Annotated in this window: 18 protein-coding genes; 6 read left to right on the top strand and 12 right to left on the bottom strand. The window is 54.6% G+C overall.

What is annotated here, in order from left to right; translation table 11 throughout:
* Positions 1–4: 4 nt before the first annotated feature.
* From AC2TE5_RS16050 to tssB, 9 genes are all read right to left on the bottom strand, one after another.
* Entirely contained in the window at positions 5–2,194 is a 2,190-nt protein-coding gene (locus AC2TE5_RS16050) for a hydroxyethylthiazole kinase (protein ID WP_484611999.1), read from the bottom strand.
* 14 nt (positions 2,195–2,208) lie between these two features.
* Positions 2,209–4,560 (bottom strand): type VI secretion system Vgr family protein, encoded by a 2,352-nt coding sequence (locus AC2TE5_RS16055; protein WP_484612000.1) that lies wholly within the window; start codon positions 4,558–4,560, stop codon positions 2,209–2,211.
* Positions 4,550–7,210, bottom strand: a complete 2,661-nt coding sequence (gene tssH / locus AC2TE5_RS16060) for a type VI secretion system ATPase TssH (protein ID WP_484613352.1) — start codon at positions 7,208–7,210, stop codon at positions 4,550–4,552. The genes AC2TE5_RS16055 and tssH overlap by 11 nt, the downstream gene beginning before the upstream one ends.
* 168 nt (positions 7,211–7,378) lie before the next feature.
* Entirely contained in the window at positions 7,379–7,870 is a 492-nt protein-coding gene (gene hcp / locus AC2TE5_RS16065) for a type VI secretion system effector Hcp (RefSeq protein ID WP_484612001.1), read from the bottom strand.
* Positions 7,871–7,874: 4 nt separating this feature from the next.
* Positions 7,875–9,587: an OmpA family protein gene (locus tag AC2TE5_RS16070; protein ID WP_484612002.1), complete on the bottom strand. Its 1,713-nt coding sequence runs from the start codon at positions 9,585–9,587 to the stop codon at positions 7,875–7,877.
* Positions 9,584–10,273, bottom strand: coding sequence for a type VI secretion system protein TssL, short form (gene tssL, locus AC2TE5_RS16075; RefSeq protein ID WP_484612003.1), 690 nt, complete (start codon positions 10,271–10,273; stop codon positions 9,584–9,586). Before tssL ends, AC2TE5_RS16070 begins: the two co-directional genes overlap by 4 nt.
* Positions 10,270–11,610 (bottom strand): type VI secretion system baseplate subunit TssK, encoded by a 1,341-nt coding sequence (gene tssK, locus AC2TE5_RS16080; protein WP_484612004.1) that lies wholly within the window; start codon positions 11,608–11,610, stop codon positions 10,270–10,272. Before tssK ends, tssL begins: the two co-directional genes overlap by 4 nt.
* Positions 11,611–11,627: 17 nt before the next feature.
* Entirely contained in the window at positions 11,628–13,172 is a 1,545-nt protein-coding gene (gene tssC / locus AC2TE5_RS16085) for a type VI secretion system contractile sheath large subunit (RefSeq protein ID WP_484612005.1), read from the bottom strand.
* Positions 13,173–13,204: 32 nt separating this feature from the next.
* The gene (tssB, locus tag AC2TE5_RS16090) at positions 13,205–13,702 is read right to left on the bottom strand and encodes a type VI secretion system contractile sheath small subunit (protein ID WP_311391966.1); all 498 of its coding nucleotides are present in this window, start codon (positions 13,700–13,702) and stop codon (positions 13,205–13,207) included.
* A gap of 756 nt (positions 13,703–14,458) precedes the next feature.
* Between tssB and lpxP the strand changes: the two genes are divergently transcribed.
* On the top strand, positions 14,459–15,415 hold the full coding sequence (gene lpxP / locus AC2TE5_RS16095; protein WP_213328124.1) for a kdo(2)-lipid IV(A) palmitoleoyltransferase: 957 nt from the start codon (positions 14,459–14,461) through the stop codon (positions 15,413–15,415).
* A 358-nt stretch (positions 15,416–15,773) separates the two neighbouring features.
* Complete coding sequence (gene ypdK, locus AC2TE5_RS16100) at positions 15,774–15,845, top strand: membrane protein YpdK (RefSeq protein ID WP_099458937.1); 72 nt, start codon at positions 15,774–15,776, stop codon at positions 15,843–15,845.
* A 52-nt stretch (positions 15,846–15,897) separates the two neighbouring features.
* On the opposite strand, the gene alaC is transcribed toward ypdK, so the two are convergent.
* Positions 15,898–17,136, bottom strand: a complete 1,239-nt coding sequence (alaC, locus tag AC2TE5_RS16105; RefSeq protein ID WP_213328123.1) for an alanine transaminase — start codon at positions 17,134–17,136, stop codon at positions 15,898–15,900.
* 386 nt (positions 17,137–17,522) lie between these two features.
* Between alaC and AC2TE5_RS16110 the strand changes: the two genes are divergently transcribed.
* Positions 17,523–19,229, top strand: a complete 1,707-nt coding sequence (locus AC2TE5_RS16110; protein WP_121425231.1) for a sensor histidine kinase — start codon at positions 17,523–17,525, stop codon at positions 19,227–19,229.
* A gap of 3 nt (positions 19,230–19,232) precedes the next feature.
* Positions 19,233–19,964: a LytR/AlgR family response regulator transcription factor gene (locus AC2TE5_RS16115; protein ID WP_033146137.1), complete on the top strand. Its 732-nt coding sequence runs from the start codon at positions 19,233–19,235 to the stop codon at positions 19,962–19,964.
* A 35-nt stretch (positions 19,965–19,999) separates the two neighbouring features.
* Here the strand turns inward: AC2TE5_RS16115 and glk are convergent, their stop codons facing one another.
* Positions 20,000–20,965 carry a glucokinase gene (gene glk, locus AC2TE5_RS16120; RefSeq protein ID WP_484612006.1) on the bottom strand — a complete coding sequence of 322 codons (966 nt, stop codon included), beginning with the start codon at positions 20,963–20,965 and terminating at the stop codon, positions 20,000–20,002.
* Between the two features lie 205 nt (positions 20,966–21,170).
* Between glk and AC2TE5_RS16125 the strand changes: the two genes are divergently transcribed.
* Positions 21,171–22,406, top strand: a complete 1,236-nt coding sequence (locus tag AC2TE5_RS16125) for an ion channel protein (protein ID WP_484612007.1) — start codon at positions 21,171–21,173, stop codon at positions 22,404–22,406.
* On the opposite strand, the gene ipdC is transcribed toward AC2TE5_RS16125, so the two are convergent.
* Positions 22,407–24,065 carry an indolepyruvate decarboxylase gene (gene ipdC, locus AC2TE5_RS16130; RefSeq protein ID WP_484612008.1) on the bottom strand — a complete coding sequence of 553 codons (1,659 nt, stop codon included), beginning with the start codon at positions 24,063–24,065 and terminating at the stop codon, positions 22,407–22,409.
* 185 nt (positions 24,066–24,250) lie between these two features.
* On the opposite strand from ipdC, the gene mgrA reads away from it, so the two are divergent.
* Positions 24,251–25,249 carry an L-glyceraldehyde 3-phosphate reductase gene (gene mgrA / locus AC2TE5_RS16135; RefSeq protein ID WP_484612009.1) on the top strand — a complete coding sequence of 333 codons (999 nt, stop codon included), beginning with the start codon at positions 24,251–24,253 and terminating at the stop codon, positions 25,247–25,249.
* Positions 25,250–25,295 lie beyond the last annotated feature (46 nt).

Here is a 25,295-nt window from a genome sequence, read left to right on the forward strand (position 1 = left end):
ACCTTCAACCTAAAAATTTAACATTATCATTTGGAGAAACACTATCATTTAAAGCGTAAAATGCGTGTTCAAAACAAGGCCATCGGCTACCATCTAGTCCATTACTCCCGCCATTCACACACTTAGTTACTGCCTTAACTTCTGCATAAGTAGTCCCTTGGTCGGCCCAGTAATGTATGCTCAATGGGCCCCAGTTAACTAATTTCTTATTTTGCACCTTCATTCTTTGCTTCTGAATCCAATAGAATCCACCGGCATCACAGCAATAATAGGATGACGAAATTAAAGTTTCTGCACCTGCTGAACTTATGAACTTCTCGCTACTGCCTTTGTATTCACCATACACCCTATAATTAGTCCTGCCTGTTAGCTGTATAATTCCACGGCCTTTAAATCTAATGCCATCTCCAATTTGATCGTTACCAAGCTTTTTCGCAAGTTCGTTTTTATTATAATGTTTTGCATCAAATTCAGGTTCATACTTATCAAAGTATGAGTCTTTCCCTTTTTCTTCACATTCGCTAACCCGACCCGTTTCGCAATATATTTGTGATAAAAAGTGAGCCAATCTAATTGTGCTATTTACACCAAAATTTCTCATTGTCAATGCTAAGCTTTTTCTCATTTCTGATGGCCGAATAATTACCCCTGTTGATTTTTCTTTCTTTTGATTCAGGTGTTCAATTACTGTTTTTTCCGTCAACCGCCCTTCTTCTCTTAAAGAAGACTCATTTTTTACGGTTTTTCTGATCGTTCTAATAAAGTCCTGTTCACTTAGCCAATTACATTTCCGGAAAAGACTGATAAATTCAACAGGGTGAAAGTGCCATAATCGACCAGAACTAAACGCTCCGGCATCAAAACACAGCGCTTCTGCGTGCTGTTTGAACTTGCCATAATCCTCCTCATTCATCAGAACGCGGTCCTTTTTTTCCTGCGTCCCCGGGACCGTCCATATGGCCGTTTTTTCCGGCGTACACTGCTCCCAGGGCAGGCCGGTCATCAACCATTTATACCTGGCATCTATTGTGCTTTTTTCCCACTCGAATGGTAAACAGCAGATAAGCCTGTTGCTTTGAGTTCCGTAACTGCCTTCTTCCTGCAACTTTCTTATGATCGCCGAATTACACTGACTGTGTATATCGTTGTCATCATCAACCAGCAGCCATCCTGTCCAGTGTGGGAAATCTGCATCGCTAAACTTTTTGATATCGGGAGCGGCAAGATTTACCACCCCTGTTCCACCTGGATACCTGACTGTCATCCATAATGGCGCATCTGCTGGCACCAGCGTTTCATTTTCCGTATTGATAACCCGGCCAAAACGAAGCAACTCATATCCGGCACTGGGGCTCTCCTTATAATTCCGCATAGCGGTTTTATAAAGATTGTATTCATAATCTTCACCATCGGCGTTAACCAGCGGCTCGCCCAGCAGATCATACTTCCCGTCAGTCTGCGTATTCTTCTGTCGGGTCACGATCGTACAGTTGCCTTGTGCCAGACTCATGCTGACATACAGAGGTGCACTACTGGTATACAGCTCAGAAAGCCCGGCCAGGGAAGTACTGTTATTTGCGGGTGCTTTGTCGTAAAACGTTGTTCCTGCTGGCAGATAAAAATGGATATCACCGTAAACAGCATCAGTGCGACCATCTTTCGAAATATCCAGTTCCTTCGTTTTTCGTCCCGTCAGTTTACTGATGTTGTCATCATCGCAGAAAACCTGGAAGTGAAATTCATTCTGGCCATCAGTCATTCCGCAAGAGCCAAGCGGGTCTTTCCGGTAAATTTTGGCGTCAGCTTTTATCTCAGCTTCCAGAAACTTCAGATGCATATACAGAGAGTAAAATACTACCTTACCGTCCTCTCCGGAACCTATTTCTGTCTCATGTTTCAATAAAACATAGCCATCATCCGTTCCCCTTATAGGGGCATACTTCAGCGGGAACTGGTCTCTTTTTTCTGGCGGAGAGGGCTTGCGGAACGACACCACTGTTCCCTCAGCAATTGCCCTCACCTTCTCCGACGTTGTGCCTGAATCCGTATGTGATATATGGATGCCCCCATGCCAGGACTCTGATGCATTGAGAGGATATCCCCGGCGAGCATTGACAGGCATCATCGCTTCAATCCAGTCTGCGTCAGACTGAGTCGCCTCTTTATCTCTCAGAAACGGAGGACTGATAATCATGTGTTGACTCCTTGTCAGGAAAAGCTGAAGTTACTGGAAGGTTCGGTCGTTTCAGGTGCCACATTCGGGAAGTCTTTTGGCTCATTGGCCCTATCTTTTCGCCCGTAATGCCCGGCTTTGGTCCGGTACTCCCCCTGAGTGGCAGACTCAATGCCATTGGCATCAAGCGTGATATAACTTCCGCCCCCGTTGATCGTGACTTTTTTCTTCGCAGTAAGATGGATTTCATCCTCCGTGCTAACAATGCTGATTTCTTTACGTGCCAGCAATTCCATCAGGTCGTTCTGCGCCTGTACCTGCACCGGCCCCTGGTTCGCGATGAGCTTGATCCCCATCTTGCGAACAAACACGCTCAGGGCATTACCCACCCCGACGAACAGATTTTTCACCACGCTGACGTCGGCATTTTTACCGGCAGTGGCTATCAGGTTCTGCCCGGCTGATACCTGCAGATGTTGTCCGCTGGTCAGCGCCATTCCATCCGGCGCGCTGACCAGCAGCACTGATTTTTTGAGGTCTGTCAGCTGCTGTTCCAGCAGTTTGATTTGCGCCTGCAGATCGGCCGGGTTCGCGGTCGCCTTCTGCGCATCATCGGAGAGGGACGTCATCTGCTCCCGGGCATCACCCAGATTGCTGACCGCTGGCTGCATCTCCAGCACCTGACCCTGTGCTTTAGTCTGGCCATCAGCGCTGATGAACATCCCTTTCTGCGCCCGGATGGCGCCCCAGCTGTCCGTCCTGAGCTCAAAGCCCTCCCCGCGCTGCTGCTTTTCAGCATCCACCAGATGCCCGAGATTGAGCTGGCTCTTGCCGCCGTACTCGGTGCTAACCTTGATATGCTCCTTCCCGCGCTCGTCGTCGAGGCGGATTTTGTTGTTCGCCGGGGTGCGCAGGACGTTACGTTTGTAGTTGCGGATGGTGACGTGGTCGCCGTGGGCCGAGTCGTGCAGCACGCCGGAGATGTACGGCCTGTCCGGGTTGCCGTCTTCAAAGCCAATCGCCACTTCGGTGCCCGCCAGCAGCGGCAGGTGCAGGCCGTAAGTGTCACCTGCATACGGGCGGGACTGGCGGACCCACAGGCTCTCGAACCCGGTTTCCCAGCTATCACGGTCAAACAGCATATTGACGCGGTAACGACCGTCCTTATCGATGTGGCCATAGGTGTCATTTTCGGTGGTGCTGGTGACGCGGGCCGGCAGCGTCCCGGCCATCACCGGGCGTGAGCCAGGTTCCGGGCGGAAACCAAAATCGGTGCTGTCCGGGATGCCGTTGAAGTTGACGCCAAAGTCTTCATCACGGCGCGCATGGCTGTGCATCGCGGTGATGACCACACCCTGAGCAAACACGTCAGTCACTTCATATCCGCCGGTGACTTTGAGCACCTGACCCGGAGAAAGGGTCGGGCAACTGGTGACACCCCGGGTCTGCGTCTGGCCATTCAGGTAACGCTCATGCCGGATGCGGGCATAAAACGCACCGGACTCGGGCGCCGGATTGAGGTCATACGCGCTGCCCGGCGTCAGATAATTGTCGGCATAGTGGTACGCTTCCCCGTACGTGGTCGCGTCCCCCCGGGTGGCGTCAACCAGAGTATTCATATCCTCTGTGGCCTGACGGTAGTTGTAGTCGCGGGTGCTGACCTGCTTCTGCACCACGCTGTGATGGCTTTCCATTCCCCACACCGAGTCCACACCCTGTGAATGCTGGCCGGACGGCGGCACCGACGGCAGCGTCAGGCCTTTCTCGTACCCCTGCTGGCTGTCGTAAAACTCCACCACGTCGATGTTCAGGCGCGTGTCGGTGGTGAAGCGAAACCAGATGCCCACTTCGCCCAGCAGGCGGGTGATGAAGTGCAGATCGTCCTCGCCGTACTGCATCACCTGCTCACGGCGCGGATACTCTTTTATGAGCGAGAACAGAAAATCCTGACCGCGCATGCCGTGACGCTCGCGCAGGATTTTTTCCACAATTTGCGGGACCGTCATGTCCTGGTAAATGGCGTTCTGGTGCGAACGGTCAAGCAGCGCCAGACGGGGCCGGAGCGTCAGGGCGTAATGGGTTTCATCTTTTGAGGTGCCCAGGCGTTCAAAACCGGTCACCACCCCCTGAATCACCCGCAGCGGCTGCTGGATTTTGATGCCGTAACCCTGGTCAACCAGGGCCTGCAGCGTCAGCGAGCCGGGCTTCATCAGCATCATCTCTTTGCTGATGCCGTGGTCGCGGCTGGTGAACTCAACACGGTAGCTGAATGGTCGGCTCAGGGCTTCGTCGCCAACAAAAGCCAGCACATCGGGTTCGGCATCACAGCCTTTCACCACGAGCAGGTGGTGGTTGTGGCTGTATCTGATCGGAGGATTAGTGCTCATACGTTACCCCCTGATTCCAGTCAAATTCCAGTCCGATCCCTTCTTCATCGTCCCAGCCAAGGCGTAACGATGCTGGTTTCTGTTTTGCGGCCATGTGGGTGAGCAATTGCTGACTCAGCACCGGCAGAATTTGTTGATTCAGCAGACTGTCAACGTTACGCGCCCCCGTATCCGGCAGCAGGCAGGCAGAAGTGAGAGCGTCATACAGGCTCTCATCTATCTGCGTGGTCAGACCGTAGTGACGGTTCAGTCGCTTGCTGACCTGTGCGAGTTTCATCTCAACGATGGTGCGCATAGCCGCTTCCGCCAGAGGACGGTAAATCACGGTCTGGAAGCGGGCCAGCAGCGCGGGCTGGAAGTGATCACGCAGGATCGGACGCAGCCGTTCGTGTAGGTCTGCTTCGGTGGCTTCCGGGTTTTCATCCAGCAGCTGCATCAGGTGGTCGCTTCCGAGATTGGAAGTCATCAGGATGACGGTATTGCGAAAGTCGATTTCGCGCCCTTCGCCGTCGCGCATAAATCCGCGGTCGAAAACCTGATAGAAGAGGTTCATCACGTCGCGGTGCGCCTTTTCCACTTCATCCAGCAGCACCACGCTGTACGGTCGCTTACGCACCGCTTCGGTGAGGATCCCGCCCTGGCCGTAGCCGACGTAGCCCGGAGGTGACCCTTTCAGCTGGGAAACCGTGTGCGGCTCCTGGTATTCAGAGAGGTTAATCGTAATGAGTGACTTCTCGCCGCCGTACATGACATCGGCCAGCGCAAGCGCTGTTTCGGTTTTCCCCACGCCGCTCGGCCCTACCAGCAGGAATACGCCCTGCGGACCGTTCTCGGACGTAAGGCCCGTTTTTGCCGCACGAAGGCGCCGGGCGATAGCCTCAAGCGCCACACCCTGCCCAACCACACGTTTACCGATTTCATTTTCCAGAGTCAGCAGTTCGGTCTGCTCGTCCTTCATCAGTGATGACAACGGCACGCCTGTCCAGTCGGCAATCACGTTGGCAACGGTGCGGACATCCACATCCAGGGAGAGCAGCGGGTTGCTGTGCTGCATCTCGTTAAGCTCCTGTTGCAGCCTGTGAGTCTCACGCTGGCGTGAAATATCCCGACGGCTTTCGCGTAGCTGCCCGGTGAGTTTCATCTCCTGACCGTACTGGGTTTCAAGCTCGTCGAGAGCAACAATAAGATCGTTCTCTTCCTGTTCAATGACGGTCAGGCGTTCACCATGGTTCTTATTACCGACAGCAATATCTTCCAGCAGCGCCTGCTTCTCCATTTCAAGAGAGGTAATCTGCGAGCGAATGCAGGTCAGCGGTTCCGGCACGGTGTCGAGGCTCATGCGGACGCGCGCTGCGGCGGTGTCGAGCAGGTCAACTGCCTTGTCCGGCAGCTGGCGGCCCGTAAGATAGCGGCGGGAAAGCGTAACAGCCGCGCGCACCGCATCGTCGGTAATATGCACATTATGGTGTTCGGCATAGCGGGATTTCAGGCCACGGAGCATCAGGCAGGCGGTGTCATCGTCCGGCTCATCCACTTTGACCATCTGGAAACGGCGCTCAAGCGCGGCGTCGCGCTCGAAGTATTGTTTGTATTCAGACCAGGTGGTGGCCGCAATAGTACGCAGTTCGCCACGCGCCAACGCGGGTTTCAGCAGGTTGGCAGCATCTGCTCCACCCGCCTGGTTACCTGCGCCGATGATGGTGTGCGCTTCATCAATAAAAAGCAGGACAGGTACAGGCGATTGCTGCACCGCATCAATGACGTTTTTCAGGCGCTGTTCGAACTCACCTTTCACGCCCGCGCCAGCCTGCAGCAGGCCCAGGTCAAGGGTACGCAGGATAACCGTTTTAAGGGATTCCGGCACATTACCCTCGGCTATACGCAACGCCAGGCCTTCAACCAGTGCAGTTTTCCCCACGCCCGGCTCGCCGACCAGGATCGGGTTGTTTTTGCGGCGACGGGAGAGGATATCCACCATCTGGCGGATTTCAGTATCACGGCCGAACACCGGGTCAATCATGCCCTCTTTCGCTTTGGCGGTGACATCAAGGGTGAATTTATCCAGCGCGTTCTGCAGCGCCGGGCTCAGTTCCCCCTCTTCCATTTCTACTCCAGCCGGGCGCCCGACAAATTCCACCTCACCACCGTGGCGCTGCGTCAGTTCAGCTTCGCGCTGCATTTCCAGTCGCTCGTCCGATTGCGCATCCAGCAAAGGTCGCAGGCGTTCCAGCTGACTCTGACCAAGGGTTAACAACGGCCAGAGGCCGTCACAACGTGCCAGTTTCGGTTTTTCCACCAGCGCCATCAGCAGATGGACACTGCGAATCAGCTCTTCTTCGTTAAGTGAAGCGAGTAGCCAGGCTTGCTGCATCAGAGTCTGGATGTCCTCAGACAGCTGAGGCCGATGGCGAACAGACCGAGGTTGTCTGTCTAGCCAGCCGAGCAAATCCTGCCAGATGCTGTCCATATCCCATTCGTAGCGACGCGCCAACACCGTCAGGTCACCTTCCCCCTGCTCCAGCAGCTTCAGCAGCCAGTGCTCAGGCAGAATTTCTGCATGCGCGCGGGTCTGGCAGAGCGAAGCTGCACCTTCCAGCGCTCGAGCACAGTATGGATTAAGACGTCGAAGGAGGATTGCCGGGTTTTCCATGTTGGTTTTACTCACTGTTGAGGACCTGTCAGGCACGCTACCGCCCCTGGCCGTTACCGAGGCCCATAAGGTCTGTTTCCGGGATTTGATGTTTTCTTTGCTCAGCGCCCGCTGCTGCAGACGTTCAGCAAAGAGAAAAGCGGACAGAGAAATCTGCCCGCTTGCAACTTACGCGGTGGCGCGTTCGTTCCAGGAATCGGAATGAATGATGTTGCCGTCTTTGTAGGTCCAGGTGATTTTTTCGTAACGCAGTTCAATGCGCTCGAGGTGGTTGTGCTTCTCCTTGGAAGGATCCTTGACGTCATACATCTCAGGATTCACTTTCACCACCTTCACGTTTTCCAGTTTGGTGTTGAAGTACTCCACTTCCTGGCCCGCGTCGTTGATTTTGTACCACTTGAATTCCGCAGACTTGAGGGTCTGACCGGTGGTCACAGCCTTGTACAGGTAAGGGCTGGACGAGTCGATTTCCTTGGTGAACAGGAACGGAGTGTGGATACGGGTACCGGTCAGCTTACCGGTGTTGTTGTCGGTCGGGATGTACAGGTTATGTTCCTGAGCGACAACTTCGATGCTGCCTTCACGATCCTGAACGTCCACCGAACCTTTAATGTCCGCGCCGCCGTCGTCTTTCAGCCAAAGATAAACAGGAATTGCCATGGAATTACTCTCCATTGTGTAGTGAAGCGCCATCATCCTGCGATGACGCTGAGGGTTTGCCGGGTATCAGACAGGCATTCGCCTGCGGTACCAGACTGATTTCGACACGTCGGTTGAGCGCACGGCCTTCCGGGGTGTCGTTAGTTGCGATCGGACGGCTTTCGCCATAGCCCTGCACCGCAAAACAGCTTTCCGGCACGTCGCCGGTGTCTCGCATCCAGTTGCGTACCGCTTCAGCACGTTTCAGAGACAGCGTCTGGTTCAGTTGCGGAGTGCCGGTGTTATCGGTATGACCGGACACGACAATCAGCCAGCCCGGTTTGGCCTTAACCCCCACCAGGGAATTGACCAGCATTTTGGTGGAGCCCGCTTTCAGCACGAACTTGCCGGAATCGAACAGCGACATGCTGTCGAGCCTCACAATTTTCGGTACCGGTTTTGGGGTCGGCTGCGGTTTAGGTGGTGGAGGTGGCGGCACGTACGAACGAATCGCTTCCAACACCGGCATCCGTAGACGTTCCCCCTGATAAAGCCCCAGACCCAGCCGGGTCGGTATACCGTTGCGTGCATAGCTATCCAGCTGCGCCGCATCCTCCCTGAGGATCTCAACGGCGCTAGCCTTCGGGCCGTAATCATCCATAGAAAGGCTGTCGTAACGGGCAACATCGAAGCTGACGCGATGCAGCAGCTGGCGATTGTTCCAGCCACTGCTGAGCAGCGCGGTGATGGCCGCCAGGGTGAAAAGACCAAGGGCACAGCGCTGGGTGCGAGCTCGTGGCGTAAGCCCGCGTCCCTCCGGTAACAGCGGCAGGATGAAATCCGGGAAGGGTGAGATCACCGTACTGTCCGTCCCTACGGGATGCCAACCAGCCACCTGCCGCATAGCGGTGTGACGCGACAACCACGCCGTCCAGGCCGAAGAGGCGAGGCTCCCGGCAAGAATCGGCCCCATTCCCCACAGCACCGCTGCAGGTGCGATGGTCGGAACATCAGGATTCTCATCGATAAATACCGCCTGGACATGCTGATGGAACCAGCTCATCAGGCTGTTCATCAGCACCTGCTGCTGCATCACGGGCGCACCGCCGGTGTTGACCCACGCGGCGATCGAACAAGGCGCATTAGACTCACGCCAGACGCTCCTCTCTTCACCCGGAATAGCAGCCTGCCAGAGCATGTCATCCGCCATCGCGCTGCCGATCTGACCATTCAGAATCAATGGCACAGAATGACCCGTTTCTTTACGCAGCTGGCTGATTTGCCAGCGCAGAGCCAGCAGACGACTTGTCAGGGCTTCGCTGTCGACATGTTTCTGCGGGCAGACACTGACCATCACCGACAGCTGACGGCCCCAATCCGGGCGCTGCCACAGTATCTGACGGGCAACCTGCTCCAGATCCTGATGGTCCTCAACGCGGATCCAGCATCCCTGCGTGGCGATCAGCACCGGTGACTGTTGCGGCCAGGTCAGCGGCAGATCGCCACAAACCAGCACCACGGGCTGACGGTAAGTGGCTTCAGGAAGGTCATCCAGAAGCAGGGTGACGTCATGCTCCGCGCGAGGTCGGGTGATATACCAGAACACGAAGATAACCCCGAGCATCGCCAGCAGAACGAGCACTGAAGCCAGCCGGGATACCGGCAGAAAAGCCAGACAGACCACTGCACTCAGCAGGGCGGCCCACAGCGCAAGCCCGCGCTGTTGTGCAGGACTCATTTTACGGCTCCCGGCAGCAGGGTCAGCAGCATCTGATCGAGCCAGCGATCAAGTCCCCACCAGAGCGCGGCAATAACAATCACGCTTAGTCCAATACGTGCGGGCCACGATGCAAACCATCCGCCCATTCCCCGCCCTGCAAGGCTTTCTGCCAGAACAGGATGGGTCTGCGGATAACTGAACGGCGCGACATGTTCACTGAGCGCGCCGATCAGCTTCTGCCGTTCAGGATCGTTCAGCGCGCGATAGTCGCCCAGGAATCCAAGCATCATTACCCGCTGGAAGCAGGTCAGTACGGCAATGTCTGGTGCAGGTTCGCGCAGCACATCGCGCATCCTGTCACACAGGGTGTCGCCGGCGTCCATCGTGCCGAGGAAGTGTCCCTGCAGGGGAATGTCATACCACTGCACACAGGCGTCATCCTCCACACCGCGCCCTTTGACCGCCTCATCAAGCAATGCACATTGTGCAGTGAGGATATGCTCACAGCTGGCTTCATCGAGTTCACTCGCTTTCAGTTCGCGCTGAACGCGCTCCACATCAGCGATACACCGCTCCCACAAGACCCGACCTTCACCTTCCTGAAACTGCGGGCCATGGCGAAGGCTAATGACCTGAAGCCAGGTATCCTGCAGCAGGGCGTCAATATCAACAGACACGGCAGCGCCGTGTTTACGTTCACTCATGTTCTCAGTACCGCAAAGAGTTCAAGTTCAGGCTCGCCAAGCATGCCTGGGACGTAAAACATGCACGTCCCACTCTGGAGCATCTCAGTCGCAAGAGGATGGGAGAGATCGAGACTGAAATACTGATTTTCCAGGCGCAGCGGAATGGCGGCTGGTACATGGCGCAACGGCGTCAACGGCACGCCCACGCGGGAAGAGTTGACGATCCCCCGCACGTGGTCAGGACTGCCCACCTTACACTGACGCGGGAACTGTTCCTGCAGCTGCGCCACCGGGATCGGCGAGCGAACAGAAAGATAGTAATCAGCCCCTTCGCGCAGACGCGGGTCGTGCAGGCGAGCCTGCCAGAAGTGCAGCCGTGGGTCATAGTCGAGTGACAGGGCCACCACGCGGGACGGCAGGCTGGCTTCAAGCAGATCGCCAAGCAAATCAAACAGCGGTGGAAACACCGCATTAAGTTGCTCGTGGTGCCATGCCGGTATGGCATTCACCTGATGCTCCAGAGAGAAGGTCAGCAGGCTCCCTGCAAGACGAGAAAGTTCCGGATACAGACGTTCCGGCGGGCTTTGCAGGTTACGCTGGAACTGACCCAGCACGGGCTCAGCGCTGTTCAGCGCGTTGAGCAGCCAGAACAGGGATACATCAGCCACGGCAAAATCAGCCATACGCTCGTTGCTTTCACGCCGCATTGCCATGAGACGGCACAGGCGAGCACGCAGTTGGGTCATCAGTTGTTCCAGTTGGGTAACCAGCCAACGGCTTCCCTGGAGGGCCAACAGCGGAGGGAGAAACGTCTCATCTAATTGCCATGTCCCCTGCGAGTCTTGCTGCAGTCGGGCGACCGGGCAGGTCAGATAGTCGCTGTTGTTCTGATGGGCAAAACGCAGCGTCAGTTCCGGCTGTATCACAGCAATCTGGCGGGTATCTTCCCCAAAGGTATTGCGTACATCCCGCCAGCGCTGCCGGTATCGCACCGGACGCTCGGCTACCTCATCGGGCTTCAGGCAGTTGCCGCCGTTCGCCCGCAGTAGCGGGAGCGCCAGCACCACCTCCACCACCTGCGATTCGCTTTCAAGCGACAGCACCGGAGGCAGAGTATCGGCATTGTCTGTATCAATCAGCGTGCCGTCCTGAAAACGGACATGCAGATGACGTGCCTGCAGACGTCCAAGCCTGAGAGCTTCCGGTTCGAAGGTGGCATTGATCACCCCCCACGGACAGGAGAGGCCCAGCCGGGCAATACATTCGGCAGACCAGGCCGCATACGCGACCTGTTGCTGAAAATGCTGGGGAGAGACCATAATGCCCCTGCCCCATAGCGGTTGTTCCGTTTTCATCGGCTTCCTGCCTGTTCTTACGATTTCGCTTTCGGCATCTGGGAAACCAGCGACAGATTGACGTCCATACCTTCCACCTGGAAGTGCGGGATCGCGTACAGTTTCACGCGGAAGAAGCCCGGATTATCCTCAATGTCTTCCACCACCACTTTCGCATCACGCAGTGGATGAGACGCCTGCAGTTCGTCGCCCGGATCGGTCATTTCGGTCACCAGACTGCGAACCCACGTGTTCAGCTCAAGCTCCAGCAGCCGGCGATCCTTGGTAGTACCGATGTTCTCGCGCTGAATCAGCTTCAGGTAGTGGGCGATACGCGAAAGCAGGAAGATATACGGAAGACGGGCGTTGATGCGGCTGTTAGCCGTCGCATCTGCGGTGTCATACAGAGCAGGTTTCTGAGTAGAGTTAGCCGAGAAGAAGCAGGCGTAGTCGCGGTTTTTGTAGTAGGACAAAGGAATGAAGCCCAGATTCGCGAATTCGAATTCGCGGGTTTCAGGGATCATCACTTCGCTCGGGATTTTTACCTGATTGCCGGTACCGAGATCGTACAGATGGATAGGCAGATCCTGAACCGCACCACCCGCCTGCGGGCCACGGATTTGTACACACCAGCCATTGTTGATAAAGCTGCGCACCATGTTAGACGCGAAAGCAAACGAGGCGTTGGTCCACAGGTATTTGTCGTGATCCGGACCTTTGACTTCTTCGACATAGTTGAAGCTGCGAACCGGAACGGTATCCGGGCCATACGGTAAACGTCCCAGTACACGCGGCATGACCAGGCCGATGTAGCGAGCGTCGTCAGTATCGCGGAACGATTTCCACTTGATGTACTCTGCGCGGTCAAAATAGTTACCAATATCTTTAATCGCCGCAACGTCTTCCATGGACTCTTTAAGGAAGAATTTCGGGCCTGCAGAGCCGATAAACGGCATATGCGCAGCAGCGGAGACTTTAGAGATGTTACGCAGCAGGGCGACATCCTGCGCTGAAGCATCAAACTCGTAAGCGGAGATCAGCGCCGCAATTGGTTCGCCGCCTGGGGTATCATATTCATCAATGTAGGCGTGTTTATACAGACCACTCTGGATGATTTCCGGGCTGTCTTCAAAGTCCTGGCGCAGGTCTTCTTTGGACATGCTCAACAGCTCAATTTTCACGTTCTGGCGAAAATCTGTTTTATCAACCAGCGACTTCACACCGCGCCACAGGCTTTCAACCGCCTGAAACTCGTCATGGTGCATAACCGCGTCCAGCTGGCGGCTGATTTGATAATCGAGCTCAGCGATATGGTGATCAATCAGGCTTTTATCCAGTTTTTCGACCTTCGCGCCCGCTTTGGTCAGACACTCCAGAAAGACCTGCATACCGGCAGTCAGACGTTCATCAGCGGTCGCATCTGACATCGCCTGCGCATCCTGCCAGATGTCTAACGCGCTCAACTCGGAGACAGGACTCAGATTGATTTTCTCAAACAGAGAGGCGTAAACACCACCCGCAGTAGGGCGTTCCAGCACCACGCTTTCACCGCCAGCAATATTATTTTGTACAGACATGAGCATTCCTTGATTAATCCGTTAAAACAGCGTGATGGTTAAGGTTTTTTTGATGCCAGTGCAGAGAGTTCATTTCGCAGCTCAGCACTAAGCGACTGGTCCAGAACGATTTTTTCCAGCTCTTTTCGGAAAGTCTGGTTATCCAACAGGTTGGCCTTCAGATCGCGAAGCAAGTTGCGCATTGCCAGCATCGCCTTGAGCTGCGGTATCTGAGCAGCCACCTGCTCTGGCGTGAAATCTTTCATGCTCTGGAAAGTCAGCTGAATAGCATCCTCACCACCATCATCAGCCAGCGTATTTTTAACGGTTAGATTAAGTTTTGGGGAATATTCAGAAAGAACGCTATCAAAATTATTTTTCGTGATGTTAACTTTTTCACGCTCAGATATTGAAGCAGACTCCTGCCCATTACTGAAATCACCAGCAACCAGTAATTTCAGTGGTAATTCCATTTTCTTGCTTGCCCCGCCCGTATGCAGGTCAAGCTTCAGGTTAATACGTGCCTTAGGCACCTCGTTCTGAAAACTGTCAGCCATCTCATCATCCCTCTTTGTTTTGCTACGCCAACTTCACGGCATGGTTCTTGATGCGCAATATTAGAATAATGATCGACATAAAATCAAATACACAGATCTTTTATCCGTAATAAGAAATTTCTTAAGAATTTTCTACTAAACATTATGGCGAATTACCCTACAACCCCAGAAAAAGACGCTGCTTTTGTTATGCAAACCGAATATTTGTATCGAAAAAATGATTACAGGCAGATAGACGCCAGGGAAAACGCTTAATATTGATTTACATCAAGAAGCCAATACCAAATATCATGAACGGCCTGCAGCATATTATTGCAGACCGATAAAAATAAGATTTTCATAAATAATGAAAACAAACTGAATTATTGATTGCGTAAATAATACATGAGAATTTTCACAAGGAATTTTCTCATTCACTAATTTGGACGTGATAAATAAATTTCTTAAGTGAGTAATCTGTCACGAATAAGCACGCTGCTCTTTTTGCCCGTTCACGCCTTCATCAGAAGATGATCTACCTGCCCAACTCATGTAGACGGCCTGGTCTTGCATCGATTGATTATAAAATCTGTAAAATCAAACACCTTCCAAACTGCCGCTTTTTTAATCAAAAACGAGTAATAGCACATATCGTATAACGGTGTTACATTATGCCGCCCACCCAATGTCAGCTATGGCCAGGTAACGCCGTAAAGATCGGTAAAGCCTGCAACCATGACCTTGTACTACGGTCTAATAGGCACGTGGTATCGCACTATGCGTTACTTTCACCGGCTCTACATAGGTTTCTCTATTTTGTCTCAATCCAATTTCAAACGCGCATTTTTGCACCCGCGTTACTGGTTTACATGGTTTGGTCTTGGCGTACTCTGGCTGCTGGTTCAACTTCCGTACCCTGTTCTGCGTTTGCTGGGATCTAAACTGGGCAGCGCTTCCCGCGTTTTCCTGAAACGTCGCGAATCCATCGCGCGTAAAAATCTTGAGCTTTGCTTTCCTCAGTACAACGCTGAAGAGCGCGAGAAACTCATCGCTGAAAACTTCAAGTCTATCGGCATGGCGCTGCTTGAAACCGGCATGGCCTGGTTCTGGCCGGATGAGCGTGTCCGCAAGTGGTTTGACGTGGAAGGCCTGGATAACCTTAAGCGCGCGCAGATGCAAAAACGCGGCGTGATGGTCGTTGGCGTTCACTTTATGTCGCTGGAGTTGGGCGGCCGCGTGATGGGGCTTTGTCAGCCAATGATGGCAACCTACAGACCGCACAACAGTGCGCTGATGGAGTGGGTGCAGACGCGAGGCCGCATGCGTTCCAATAAGGCGATGATCAGCCGTAACAACCTGCGCGGTATGGTTGGAGCGCTGAAGAAAGGTGAAGCCGTCTGGTTTGCACCCGATCAGGATTATGGACGTAAAGGCAGCAGCTTTGCGCCCTTCTTTGCGGTGAAAGACGTTGCGACGACTAACGGCACCTTTGTCATTTCGCGTCTGTCTGGCGCCTCCATGCTGACCGTGACGATGGTGAGAAAAGCAGATAAGTCAGGCTATCGTCTGCACATCTCGCCTGAAATGGCTAACTACCCGGAAAACGAGTGCGAAGCCGCAGCGTTTATCAATAAAGTTATCGAAACTGAAATCATGCGTGCCCCAGAGCAGTATCTGTGGATGCATCGCCGTTTCAAAACCCGCCCTCTTGGCGAAGCCTCTCTCTATATTTAAGTCTTCCAGGAAGGTTAGTTTCGCTAAGAAACTAACCTTTTCAATCACCTGTCTTGCCGCTGAAAAACCGTCTTTGATTGCGTCGCCCAAAGTGAATTTATTGCGAAGCGAAATCAAACTGTCGCCGTTCCACGACACTCGTAAGTGACGGAAATTATTTAAAAAAATGCCTCTTGTCACCCCTCATTTTTAGGCGTACATTAGCGCCGTCTGGCAACAGGAAAGCACAGAATTCTGAGCTGGAGTTAACGGCGTAACGGGAAAATTCTCATTTCCGTTTTGACCGGATTTCAGTTCTCTATAATCAGGTGGACTCTGTTTTTAAATGCGTACCACAAGATACGCGGAGCGATGAAACGTGAAATATTTCTTTATGGGCATTTCGGTGATTGTTTTAGTCTGGGCCGGAACCTTTGCCCTGATGATCTAGTGAAGAACATGCAGTCAAAAAAACAGGAGCCATCGGCTCCTGTTTTTTTATGTCATGACGACGCGGGGTGTTCTGCGACGCTCTTTGAGGTGAGAAGACCGTCGGCCCGGAACATACTCTTGATGCCCCTCACCGCCTGACGAATACGGTCGCTGTTTTCAATCAGGGCAAATCGCACATGGGTGTCGCCGTAATCACCAAAGCCAATGCCCGGTGACACACACACCTTCGCATCCTGCAGCAGTTTTTTGGCAAACTCCAGCGATCCCATCGCCGCGTACGGCTCCGGAATTTTCGCCCAGACGTACATGGACGCTTTCGGCATTTCCACCATCCAGCCCGCTTCATGCAGCCCTTTTACCAGCACGTCGCGACGGCGCTTATACTGGGCGGCAATCTCGTGAACGCACTGCTGGTCGCCTTCCAGGGCAGCGATAGCCGCGACCTGCAGCGGCGTGAAGGTACCGTAGTCGTGATAACTCTTAATGCGCGCCAGTGCATTCACCAGCGTTTTGTTACCGACCATAAAGCCAATACGCCAGCCCGCCATGTTGTAGCTTTTCGACAGGGTAAAGAACTCTACCGCCACGTCACGCGCGCCCGGGACCTGCATAATCGACGGGGCTTTCCAGCCGTCATAGACGATGTCAGCATAGGCTAAATCGTGAACCACCAGCACGTCATAACGCTTGGCCAGCGCGACAACTTTCTCGAAGAAATCAAGCTCCACGCACTGGGCCGTAGGGTTCGACGGGAAACCGAGGATCATCATCTTCGGTTTCGGATAGCTTTCGCGAATCGCACGTTCCAGCTCGTTAAAGAAATCGACACCTTCCACCAGCGGCACGGAGCGAACCTGCGCCCCGGCAATCACCGCGCCGTAGATATGGATCGGGTAGCTTGGATTAGGCACCAGCACCGTATCGCCATGATCCAGCGTGGCAAGCATCAGGTGTGCCAGCCCCTCTTTCGAGCCGATGGTGACAATCGCTTCACTTTCCGGATCGATATCAACCTGATAGCGATCCTGATACCAGCGCGAGATCGCGCGACGTAACCTGGGAATACCGCGAGAGGTTGAGTAGCCGTGCGTATCCGGGCGCTGGGCAACCGTGCAGAGCTTCTCAACGATATGCGGTGGCGTTGGGCCGTCAGGGTTACCCATGCTGAAATCAATGATATCTTCGCCGCGCCGACGCGCAGCCATTTTCAGCTCAGCAGTGATATTGAAAACATAAGGGGGGAGACGATCGATACGCGTAAAACGGCGTTCAGGACTGAATTCAGCCATAGATTCCTCAGATTAACGTTAGCGCCCGGACCGTCCGAGCGACGCTGCCACCGATGTGGCATGTTTAGAAAATAACCTGAAAAAAATCATGCTGTCGAGAGGGAAATGAAAAAAAAGCGATCGTCTGAAAACAGGAACCCGGCTGCGCCTAAAAGCGGAAGCCTCTGTTTCAGGATCGGCTTTCTGATAGCTGTTATTTAACATGATGATATCAAACCAGTTACCTGACGGTGCGCGGGCATGGAATAAACAGGACGCATCGGTCACCGCCAGATAATCCCCTTTGTAAATTATGGTTTTTCCTCATTTGATAAACCTGACGGATAGCTGGTCAATACGCGCCAGGTTTTTTATCATGGTTCTTTCCCGTTATCCCAGGTCTACTCGTGCACGAAATATTCACTATGCTGCTGGCGGTTTTTGACCGCGCGGCATTAATGCTGATTTGCCTGTTCTTCCTCATTCGCATTCGCCTGTTTCGCGAGCTGTTGCACAAATCAGCCCACTCGCCAAAAGAGCTGCTGGCCGTTACCGCTATCTTTTCGCTGTTCGCCCTGTTCAGCACCTGGTCCGGCGTGCCGGTAGAGGGTTCGTTGGTAAACGTGCGCATAATCGCCGTCATGTCCGGCGGGATTTTGTTTGGTCCGTGGGTGGGCGTCATCACCGGCCTGATTGCGGGGACGCACCGCTACCTGATTGATATCGGTGGCGTAACGGCGGTGCCGTGCTTTATCACCAGCATTATCGCCGGGGTGCTTTCCGGCTGGATCAGCCGCAAAATCCCGAAAAAACAGCGCTGGCGCGCCGGGATCGTCGCAGGCATGGTGTGCGAAACGCTGACCATGATCCTGGTCGTCGTCTGGGCCCCCACCACCGCGCTGGGGCTGGATATCGTCTCGAAAATCGGTATCCCGATGATCCTGGGCAGCGTGTGCATCGGTTTTATCGTGCTGCTGGTGCAAAGCGTAGAAGGGGAAAAAGAGGCCAGCGCCGCCCGTCAGGCCAAGCTGGCGCTGGATATCGCCAACAAAACGCTGCCGCTTTTCCGCCACGTTAACGCGGAATCGTTGCGTCAGGTCTGCGAAATTATCCGCCACGACATCCATGCTGACGCCGTCGCCATCACCAATATTGACCACGTGCTGGCCTACGTTGGTGTCGGGGAACACAACTATCGCGACAACGATGACACCATTAGCCCGACCACCAGGCAGGCGATTAACTACGGTAAAATCATTATTAAAAACAATGATGAAGCCCACCGAACGCCGGAGATCCACTCGATGCTGGTGATCCCGCTGTGGGAGAAAGGCGTCGTGACGGGCACCCTGAAAATTTATTACTGTCACGCGCATCAGATCACCTCCTCCCTGCAGGAGATGGCGATTGGCCTGTCGCAGATTATCTCCACCCAGCTTGAGGTTTCGCGGGCGGAACAGCTGCGTGAGATGGCAAATAAGGCAGAGCTGCGCGCGCTGCAGAGTAAAATCAATCCCCATTTCCTGTTTAACGCGCTGAACGCTATCTCCTCGTCCATTCGTCTTAATCCGGACACCGCGCGCCAGCTGATTTTCAACCTGTCGCGCTATCTGCGCTACAACATCGAGCTGAAAGATGACGAGCAGATCGACATCAAAAAAGAGCTGTATCAGATCAAGGACTACATCGCGATTGAGCAGGCGCGCTTTGGCGACAAGCTCACGGTCATTTACGATATTGATGAAGAGGTCAACTGCGTGATCCCGAGCCTGCTTATCCAGCCGCTGGTCGAAAATGCGATTGTTCACGGTATTCAGCCCTGTAAAGGCAAAGGCGTCGTCACCATCAGCGTCACCGAAAGCGGCAACCGCGTGCGTATTGCCGTGCGCGATACCGGCCACGGGATTGATCCAAAAGTCATTGAGCGCGTGGAGTCTAACGAAATGCCCGGGAATAAAATCGGCCTGCTGAACGTGCATCACCGGGTCAAGCTGCTTTACGGCGACGGACTGCATATTCACCGTCTTGAGCCGGGCACCGAAATTTCCTTTTACGTCCCGAATGAGCGCTCTCTCGCGCATACGACGACATCACTGTTGCCCCAGGTGGAGTAGCCCATGAAAGTTATCATCGTAGAAGATGAATTCCTGGCTCAGCAGGAGCTCACCTGGCTTATTAAAACCCACAGCCAGATGGAGATTGTGGGTACGTTTGATGATGGTCTGGACGTGCTGAAGTTTTTGCAGCATAACCGGGTCGACGCCATTTTCCTGGATATCAATATTCCGTCGCTGGATGGCGTATTGCTGGCGCAAAACATCAATCAGTTTGCCCATAAGCCGTTTATCGTTTTCGTTACCGCCTGGAAAGAGCACGCCGTAGAGGCCTTCGAGCTGGAGGCGTTTGACTATATTCTTAAGCCTTATCAGGAGTCGCGGATTGTCAGCATGCTGCAAAAGCTGGAGGCCGCATGGCAGCAGCAGACCGCTCCCGCTAGCGCCACCCCAACGGTACGGGAAAACGACACCATTAATCTGGTCAAAGACGAGCGCATCATCGTGACGCCAGTCAATGATATCTACTATGCCGAAGCCCATGAAAAGATGACGTTTGTCTATACGCGGCGGGAATCGTACGTGATGGCAATGAACATCACCGAGTTTTGCAGCAAGCTGCCAGCGGCACACTTTTTCCGCTGCCACCGTTCGTTCTGCGTGAATTTAAACAAGATCCGCGAGATCGAACCCTGGTTTAACAACACCTACATTTTGCGTCTGAAGGATCTGGATTTTCAGGTGCCGGTGAGCCGCAGCAAGGTGAAAGAGTTCCGCCAGCTGATGCACCTGTAAAGAAAGCGCCCTCTCCCGCGGGAGAGGGCACTGCATCAGAGGATTTGACCAAGAACCTGACGCAGATGGGCGCCCGAACCCAGCAGGCCAGGGTTATCATGCACGATCAGATAAACCGGAATGTCCTGCACGTAGCTTCTGAAACGCCCTTTATCTTCAAACCCGCCGCGGAAGCCCGAGGCTTTAAAGAAGTCGAGGAAGCGCGGTACGATCCCACCCGCAATATAGACCCCACCGAAGGTGCCCAGCGTTAGCGCCAGGTTGCCGCCAAAACGTCCCATGATCACGCAGAACAGCGACAGGGCACGACGGCAGTCAATGCAGCTGTCCGCCAGCGCGCGTTCGGTGACGTCTTTCGGCTGCAGGTTTTCCGGCAGACGACCGTCAGATTTCACAATCGCCCGGTAGAGGTTCACCAGCCCCGGACCTGAAAGAACGCGCTCGGCGGAGACGTGGCCGATCTCAGCGCGTAATTCTTCGAGAATAATGCCCTCTTCTTCGCTGTTTGGCGCAAAGTCTACGTGGCCGCCTTCACCCGGCAGGCTCACCCAGCGCTGGGCAACATGCACCAGATGCGAAACGCCGAGGCCGGTACCGGCCCCGTAAACCGCAATCGGCTTGCCTTCGACCGGTTCAGCGCCGCCAAACTGGATCAGATGCTCAGGCTTCAGCATCGGGATCGCCATGGACACCGCGGTGAAGTCATTGATGATTTCAAGATGCGAAAAACCGAGGTTTGTTTTCATCTCTGCGATGGAGAATGCCCAGGTATGGTTGGTCATTGCGACCCAGTCGCCGGTTATCGGGCAGGCAATCGCGATGCAACCGTCTTCAACGCTTACCTGATGCTCGTCCAGATAGACGCGGACAACGGCCTCAAGGCTTGGATAATCCAGCCCTGAGTAGGTTTTCGCCCGGGAAATCTCACCGCTACTTACATCGCATAATGCGAGGCGCGCGTTCGTGCCGCCCACATCACCTACCAAAGCATACTTTGTCATTCTTCTACTGCTCCGCTAAAGTCAGAATAAATCTTTGGGACACTGTAAATTCAAGGCGTGATAACAACAACGGCCGTAAGGTGAATGCCCATGGATTATCGATCTTCGTCACAGAATAACTTTACCGTTTCAGCACCTTTTGCACTATTGCCATAAAGCTTAATGTGCAAAGTAACGTAATACCGTTTTGTACAAGGAAATCATCATGCTCCACCCGCGAGCCAGAACCATGCTGTTACTGGCCATTCCGGCGTTAATCATTGGCGTGACCTCAAGCCTGGTGCTCATTGTCGTGATGAAAGTCGCGTCGGTGCTGCAAACAATGTTATGGACAGCGCTTCCGGCAAAACTGGGGGCCACTGCAGATTCTCCTGCCTGGGTCGTCATGATGCTGACGTTGACCGGTATTGCGGTGGGCCTGGTGATCCGTTTCAGTCCCGGCCATGCCGGACCAGACCCGGCGCAGGAACCGCTGATTGGCGCCCCGGTTTCCCCTTCGGCACTGCCGGGGCTGATTATCGCGTTGATTATCGGTCTGGCGGGCGGCGTTAGCCTGGGGCCTGAGCATCCGATTATGGCGGTGAATATTGGCCTGGCGGTTTTCCTCGGTTCACGCATTTTGCCCCGCGTCGGCGCGCTGGACTGGACCATTCTCGCCTCCGCAGGCACCATCGGAGCGCTTTTCGGCACGCCCGTCGCTGCCGCACTGATCTTTTCGCAGACGCTCAGCAGCAATAACGACGTCCCGCTGTGGGATAAGCTGTTTGCGCCGCTGATGGCCGCAGCCGCGGGGGCGTTGACGACCAGCCTGTTTTTCCATCCCCATTTTTCACTCTCGCTCCCCCACTACGGCCAGATGCAGATAGCCGATATTTTCAGCGGCGCCATCGTCGTCGCCATCGCCATCGCGCTGGGGATGGTCGCGGTATGGTGTCTTCCCCGCCTGCACCGGCTGGTGCATAAGCTGAAACACCCGGTGTTAATCCTGGGGGCTGGCGGTTTGATCCTCGGTATTTTAGGGGCAATCGGCGGGACGGTGACATTGTTCAAAGGTCTGGACGAGATGCAGCAGCTGGCCTTCAGCCAGGTGTTCAGCGTCTCCGACTATCTGCTGTTTGCCGTGATCAAGCTTGCCGCGCTAGTGGTGGCTGCAGCCTGCGGTTTCCGCGGTGGACGCATCTTCCCGGCGGTCTTTGTTGGCGTAGCGCTGGGGCTGATGCTGCACGAACATGTCGATGCGGTGCCAGCGGCCATTACCGTCTCCTGCTCTATTCTGGGGCTGGTTCTGGTGGTCACGCGCGACGCCTGGCTCAGCCTGTTTATGGCGGCGGTGGTGGTACCCGATTCAACGCTTTTCCCCCTGCTCTGTATCGTGATGTTGCCCGCCTGGCTCCTGCTGGCGGGCAAACCGATGATGATGGCCTGGCGAAACGACAAGTGATCAGGCGTTATTGCGCGCTTCCAGCGCTTTGGTAAGCGCCCCCAGCAGCGGTGGGATATCTGCTTTCGGCAGCATCACCTCAATCAGCGAGAGCCGCTCGTGGTGCGCGACTTTTTCCAGTACGTCCGCCAGCTCCTCCGCTTCACTGACTCGCCAGCTCTGGGCCTGAGGATCAAGGCTCAGGGCCTGCGGGATTTGCGTCCAGTTCCATAGCGCGATGTCGTTATACCGCTGCTCCGGCCCGTGGATCGCTCTTTCCACCGTGTACCCTTCGTTGTTAAGGACCAGAATGATGGGGTGTTGTTTATCCCGCAGCATCGAGCCAAGCTCCTGGATGGTGAGCTGCGCCGCGCCATCCCCCGTCAGCACAATCACGCGCCGGTTCGGGCAGGCGGTTTGCGCGCCAAATGCCGCCGCCAGCGTGTAGCCAATCGATCCCCACAGCGGCTGGACGATAAAATTCACGTCAGCCGGAAGACGAAGGTCGATCGCGCCGAAGGCAGAGGTTCCCTGATCCGCAAGAATGATGTCTCCCGGGCGGATAAACGTCTGCAACGTTTTCCAGAAATTCTCCTGCGTCAGCGAGCCATCCGGCTGCGGATAGGCCATCGCGCTTTGAGAGGCCGGTAGCGGCGTATCGTGCACGTGCTGTTTACACAGCTCCACCAGCGTTTCGATTGCCTGGAGCATGGGGATGCCGGTAAACCAGACGTCGCCGACGCGTGAGGCATGAGGCTGAACTTCAATTGTTTGTGACGGGGTTAACTGATGCGTGAAGCCGGCGGTCAGGGTATCGGTAAATCGCGTGCCGATGCACAGCACCGTGTCTGCCCCTTCAATCGCCTCCTTTACCGCGCCGGCGCTGGCCGAACCGCTGTAGGTGCCGTAAAAGCCGGCGTGACGCTCGTCAAATATGCCTTTGCCCATCAGCATGGTGGCGTGCGCCATCGGCACGTCCTTAACCCATTTCTGCAAGGCATGCTTCAGGCCATGGCGCAGGACAAGGAAATCGGCCAGCAGCGCAGTACGCTTGCTCATGGCCAGCCTGTTCTCTGCGGCATCCCGGAACGCTTTCAGGCAGGCGCTATCGGCATGCGCGTGCCGGAGAGTGAGAGCGTTTACAGGCGGCGTGGCGGCCTTTTTAGCCACGTCGGCGGGCAACATCAGATAGCCGGGGCGACGTTCCCGGAGCATGGTAGTTAACACCCGGTCAATCTCATAGCAGGCGTTTTGTTCGGTCAGGATCGCCTGTGCAGCGGTGATGGGTTCGCTCATATGGTAAAAATGACGAAACTCACCGTCGCCCAGCGTATGGTGCAGCAGTTCCCCTCTTTGCTGTGACGCCGTACCCGGCGCGCCCACAATATGCAGCACCGGAACGTGCTCGGCATAGCTGCCCGCAATGCCGTTCATCGCACTTAGCTCTCCTACGCCAAATGTCGTTAGCAGCGCGGCGAAGCCCTTACATCGGGCATATCCGTCCGCGGCATAGGAGGCGTTTAACTCGTTAGCACAGCCCACCCAGCAGATATCCGGGCTGTCTATCACATGGTCGAGAAACTGCAGGTTGTAGTCGCCCGGCACGCCAAACAGATGATCGGCTCCACAATCTGTAAGACGGTCCAGCAGGTAATCGGCGACGCAGTATGGGGTACGCATAAACAGGTATCCTTCTAATGTTGACCTCACCTTGAGTATTAAATAAGCGTGATGACTGTCCAGAATTGGCGATAAGTAGGGCATGGAAAGAATGCTTTACAAAAAAGGCTGCGCTATGCTGCTTTTTTTCACGTTAATGTAAACGCATACACAGATTTTTTTCTTCAGCGCCAGAGGTCACAAGAATGGGTTATCAGCCGGACAAAAATCGTTATCGGACAATGGAGTATCGCCGTTGCGGCCAAAGCGGGCTCACGTTGCCCGCCATCTCGCTTGGGCTGTGGCATAATTTTGGCGACACCACGCTTATCGAAAACAGCCGTCAACTTTTACAACGCGCGTTCGATCTGGGCATTACGCATTTCGACCTTGCCAACAACTATGGTCCGCCTCCCGGCTCTGCCGAACGTAATTTCGGCCGTATTTTGCAGGAGGATTTCCTGCCCTGGCGCGATGAGCTAATCATCTCCACCAAAGCGGGCTATACCATGTGGGAGGGTCCGTACGGCGACTGGGGGTCACGCAAATATCTGCTGGCGAGCCTGGATCAAAGCCTGAAGCGCATGGGGCTGGAGTATGTGGATATTTTCTATCACCACCGTCCTGACCCGCAAACGCCTCTGCTGGAAACCATGAAAGCGCTTGACCATGTGGTGCGCCAGGGAAAAGCCCTGTATGTCGGGTTATCCAACTACCCTGCTGAACTGGCCCGCAAGGCGATTGATATTCTTGACGATCTCGGTACGCCCTGCCTGATCCACCAGCCGAAATACTCTCTGTTTGAGCGTGCGCCGGAATCGGGACTGCTGAGCGTGCTGCAGGAAAAAGGGGTTGGCTGTATTCCATTCTCGCCGCTGGCCGGCGGGCAACTGACCAACCGCTATCTGAACGGCATTCCGGCAGACTCACGCGCGGCAAGCGGCAGTCAGTTCCTTAACCCTGACCAGATCACCGAAGAGAAGCTGGAGAAGGTAAGAAAGCTGAACGCCATGGCGGAAGAGCGCGGCCAGAAGCTGTCCCAGATGGCGCTGGCCTGGGTATTACGCCATGAGACGGTGACGTCAGTGCTGATTGGGGCAAGTAAAACGGCGCAGATTGATGACGCCGTGGGCATGCTGGAAAACCGCCATTTCTCTGCGGAAGAACTGACCCGTATAGAAGGGATTCTGAGCAGCTCAAAATAATACCGCTTTTAGCAAAAAGTGCTCTCACCCAGGAATTCGGAGTTGA

This window comes from Enterobacter sp. N5-15, assembly GCF_057221635.1.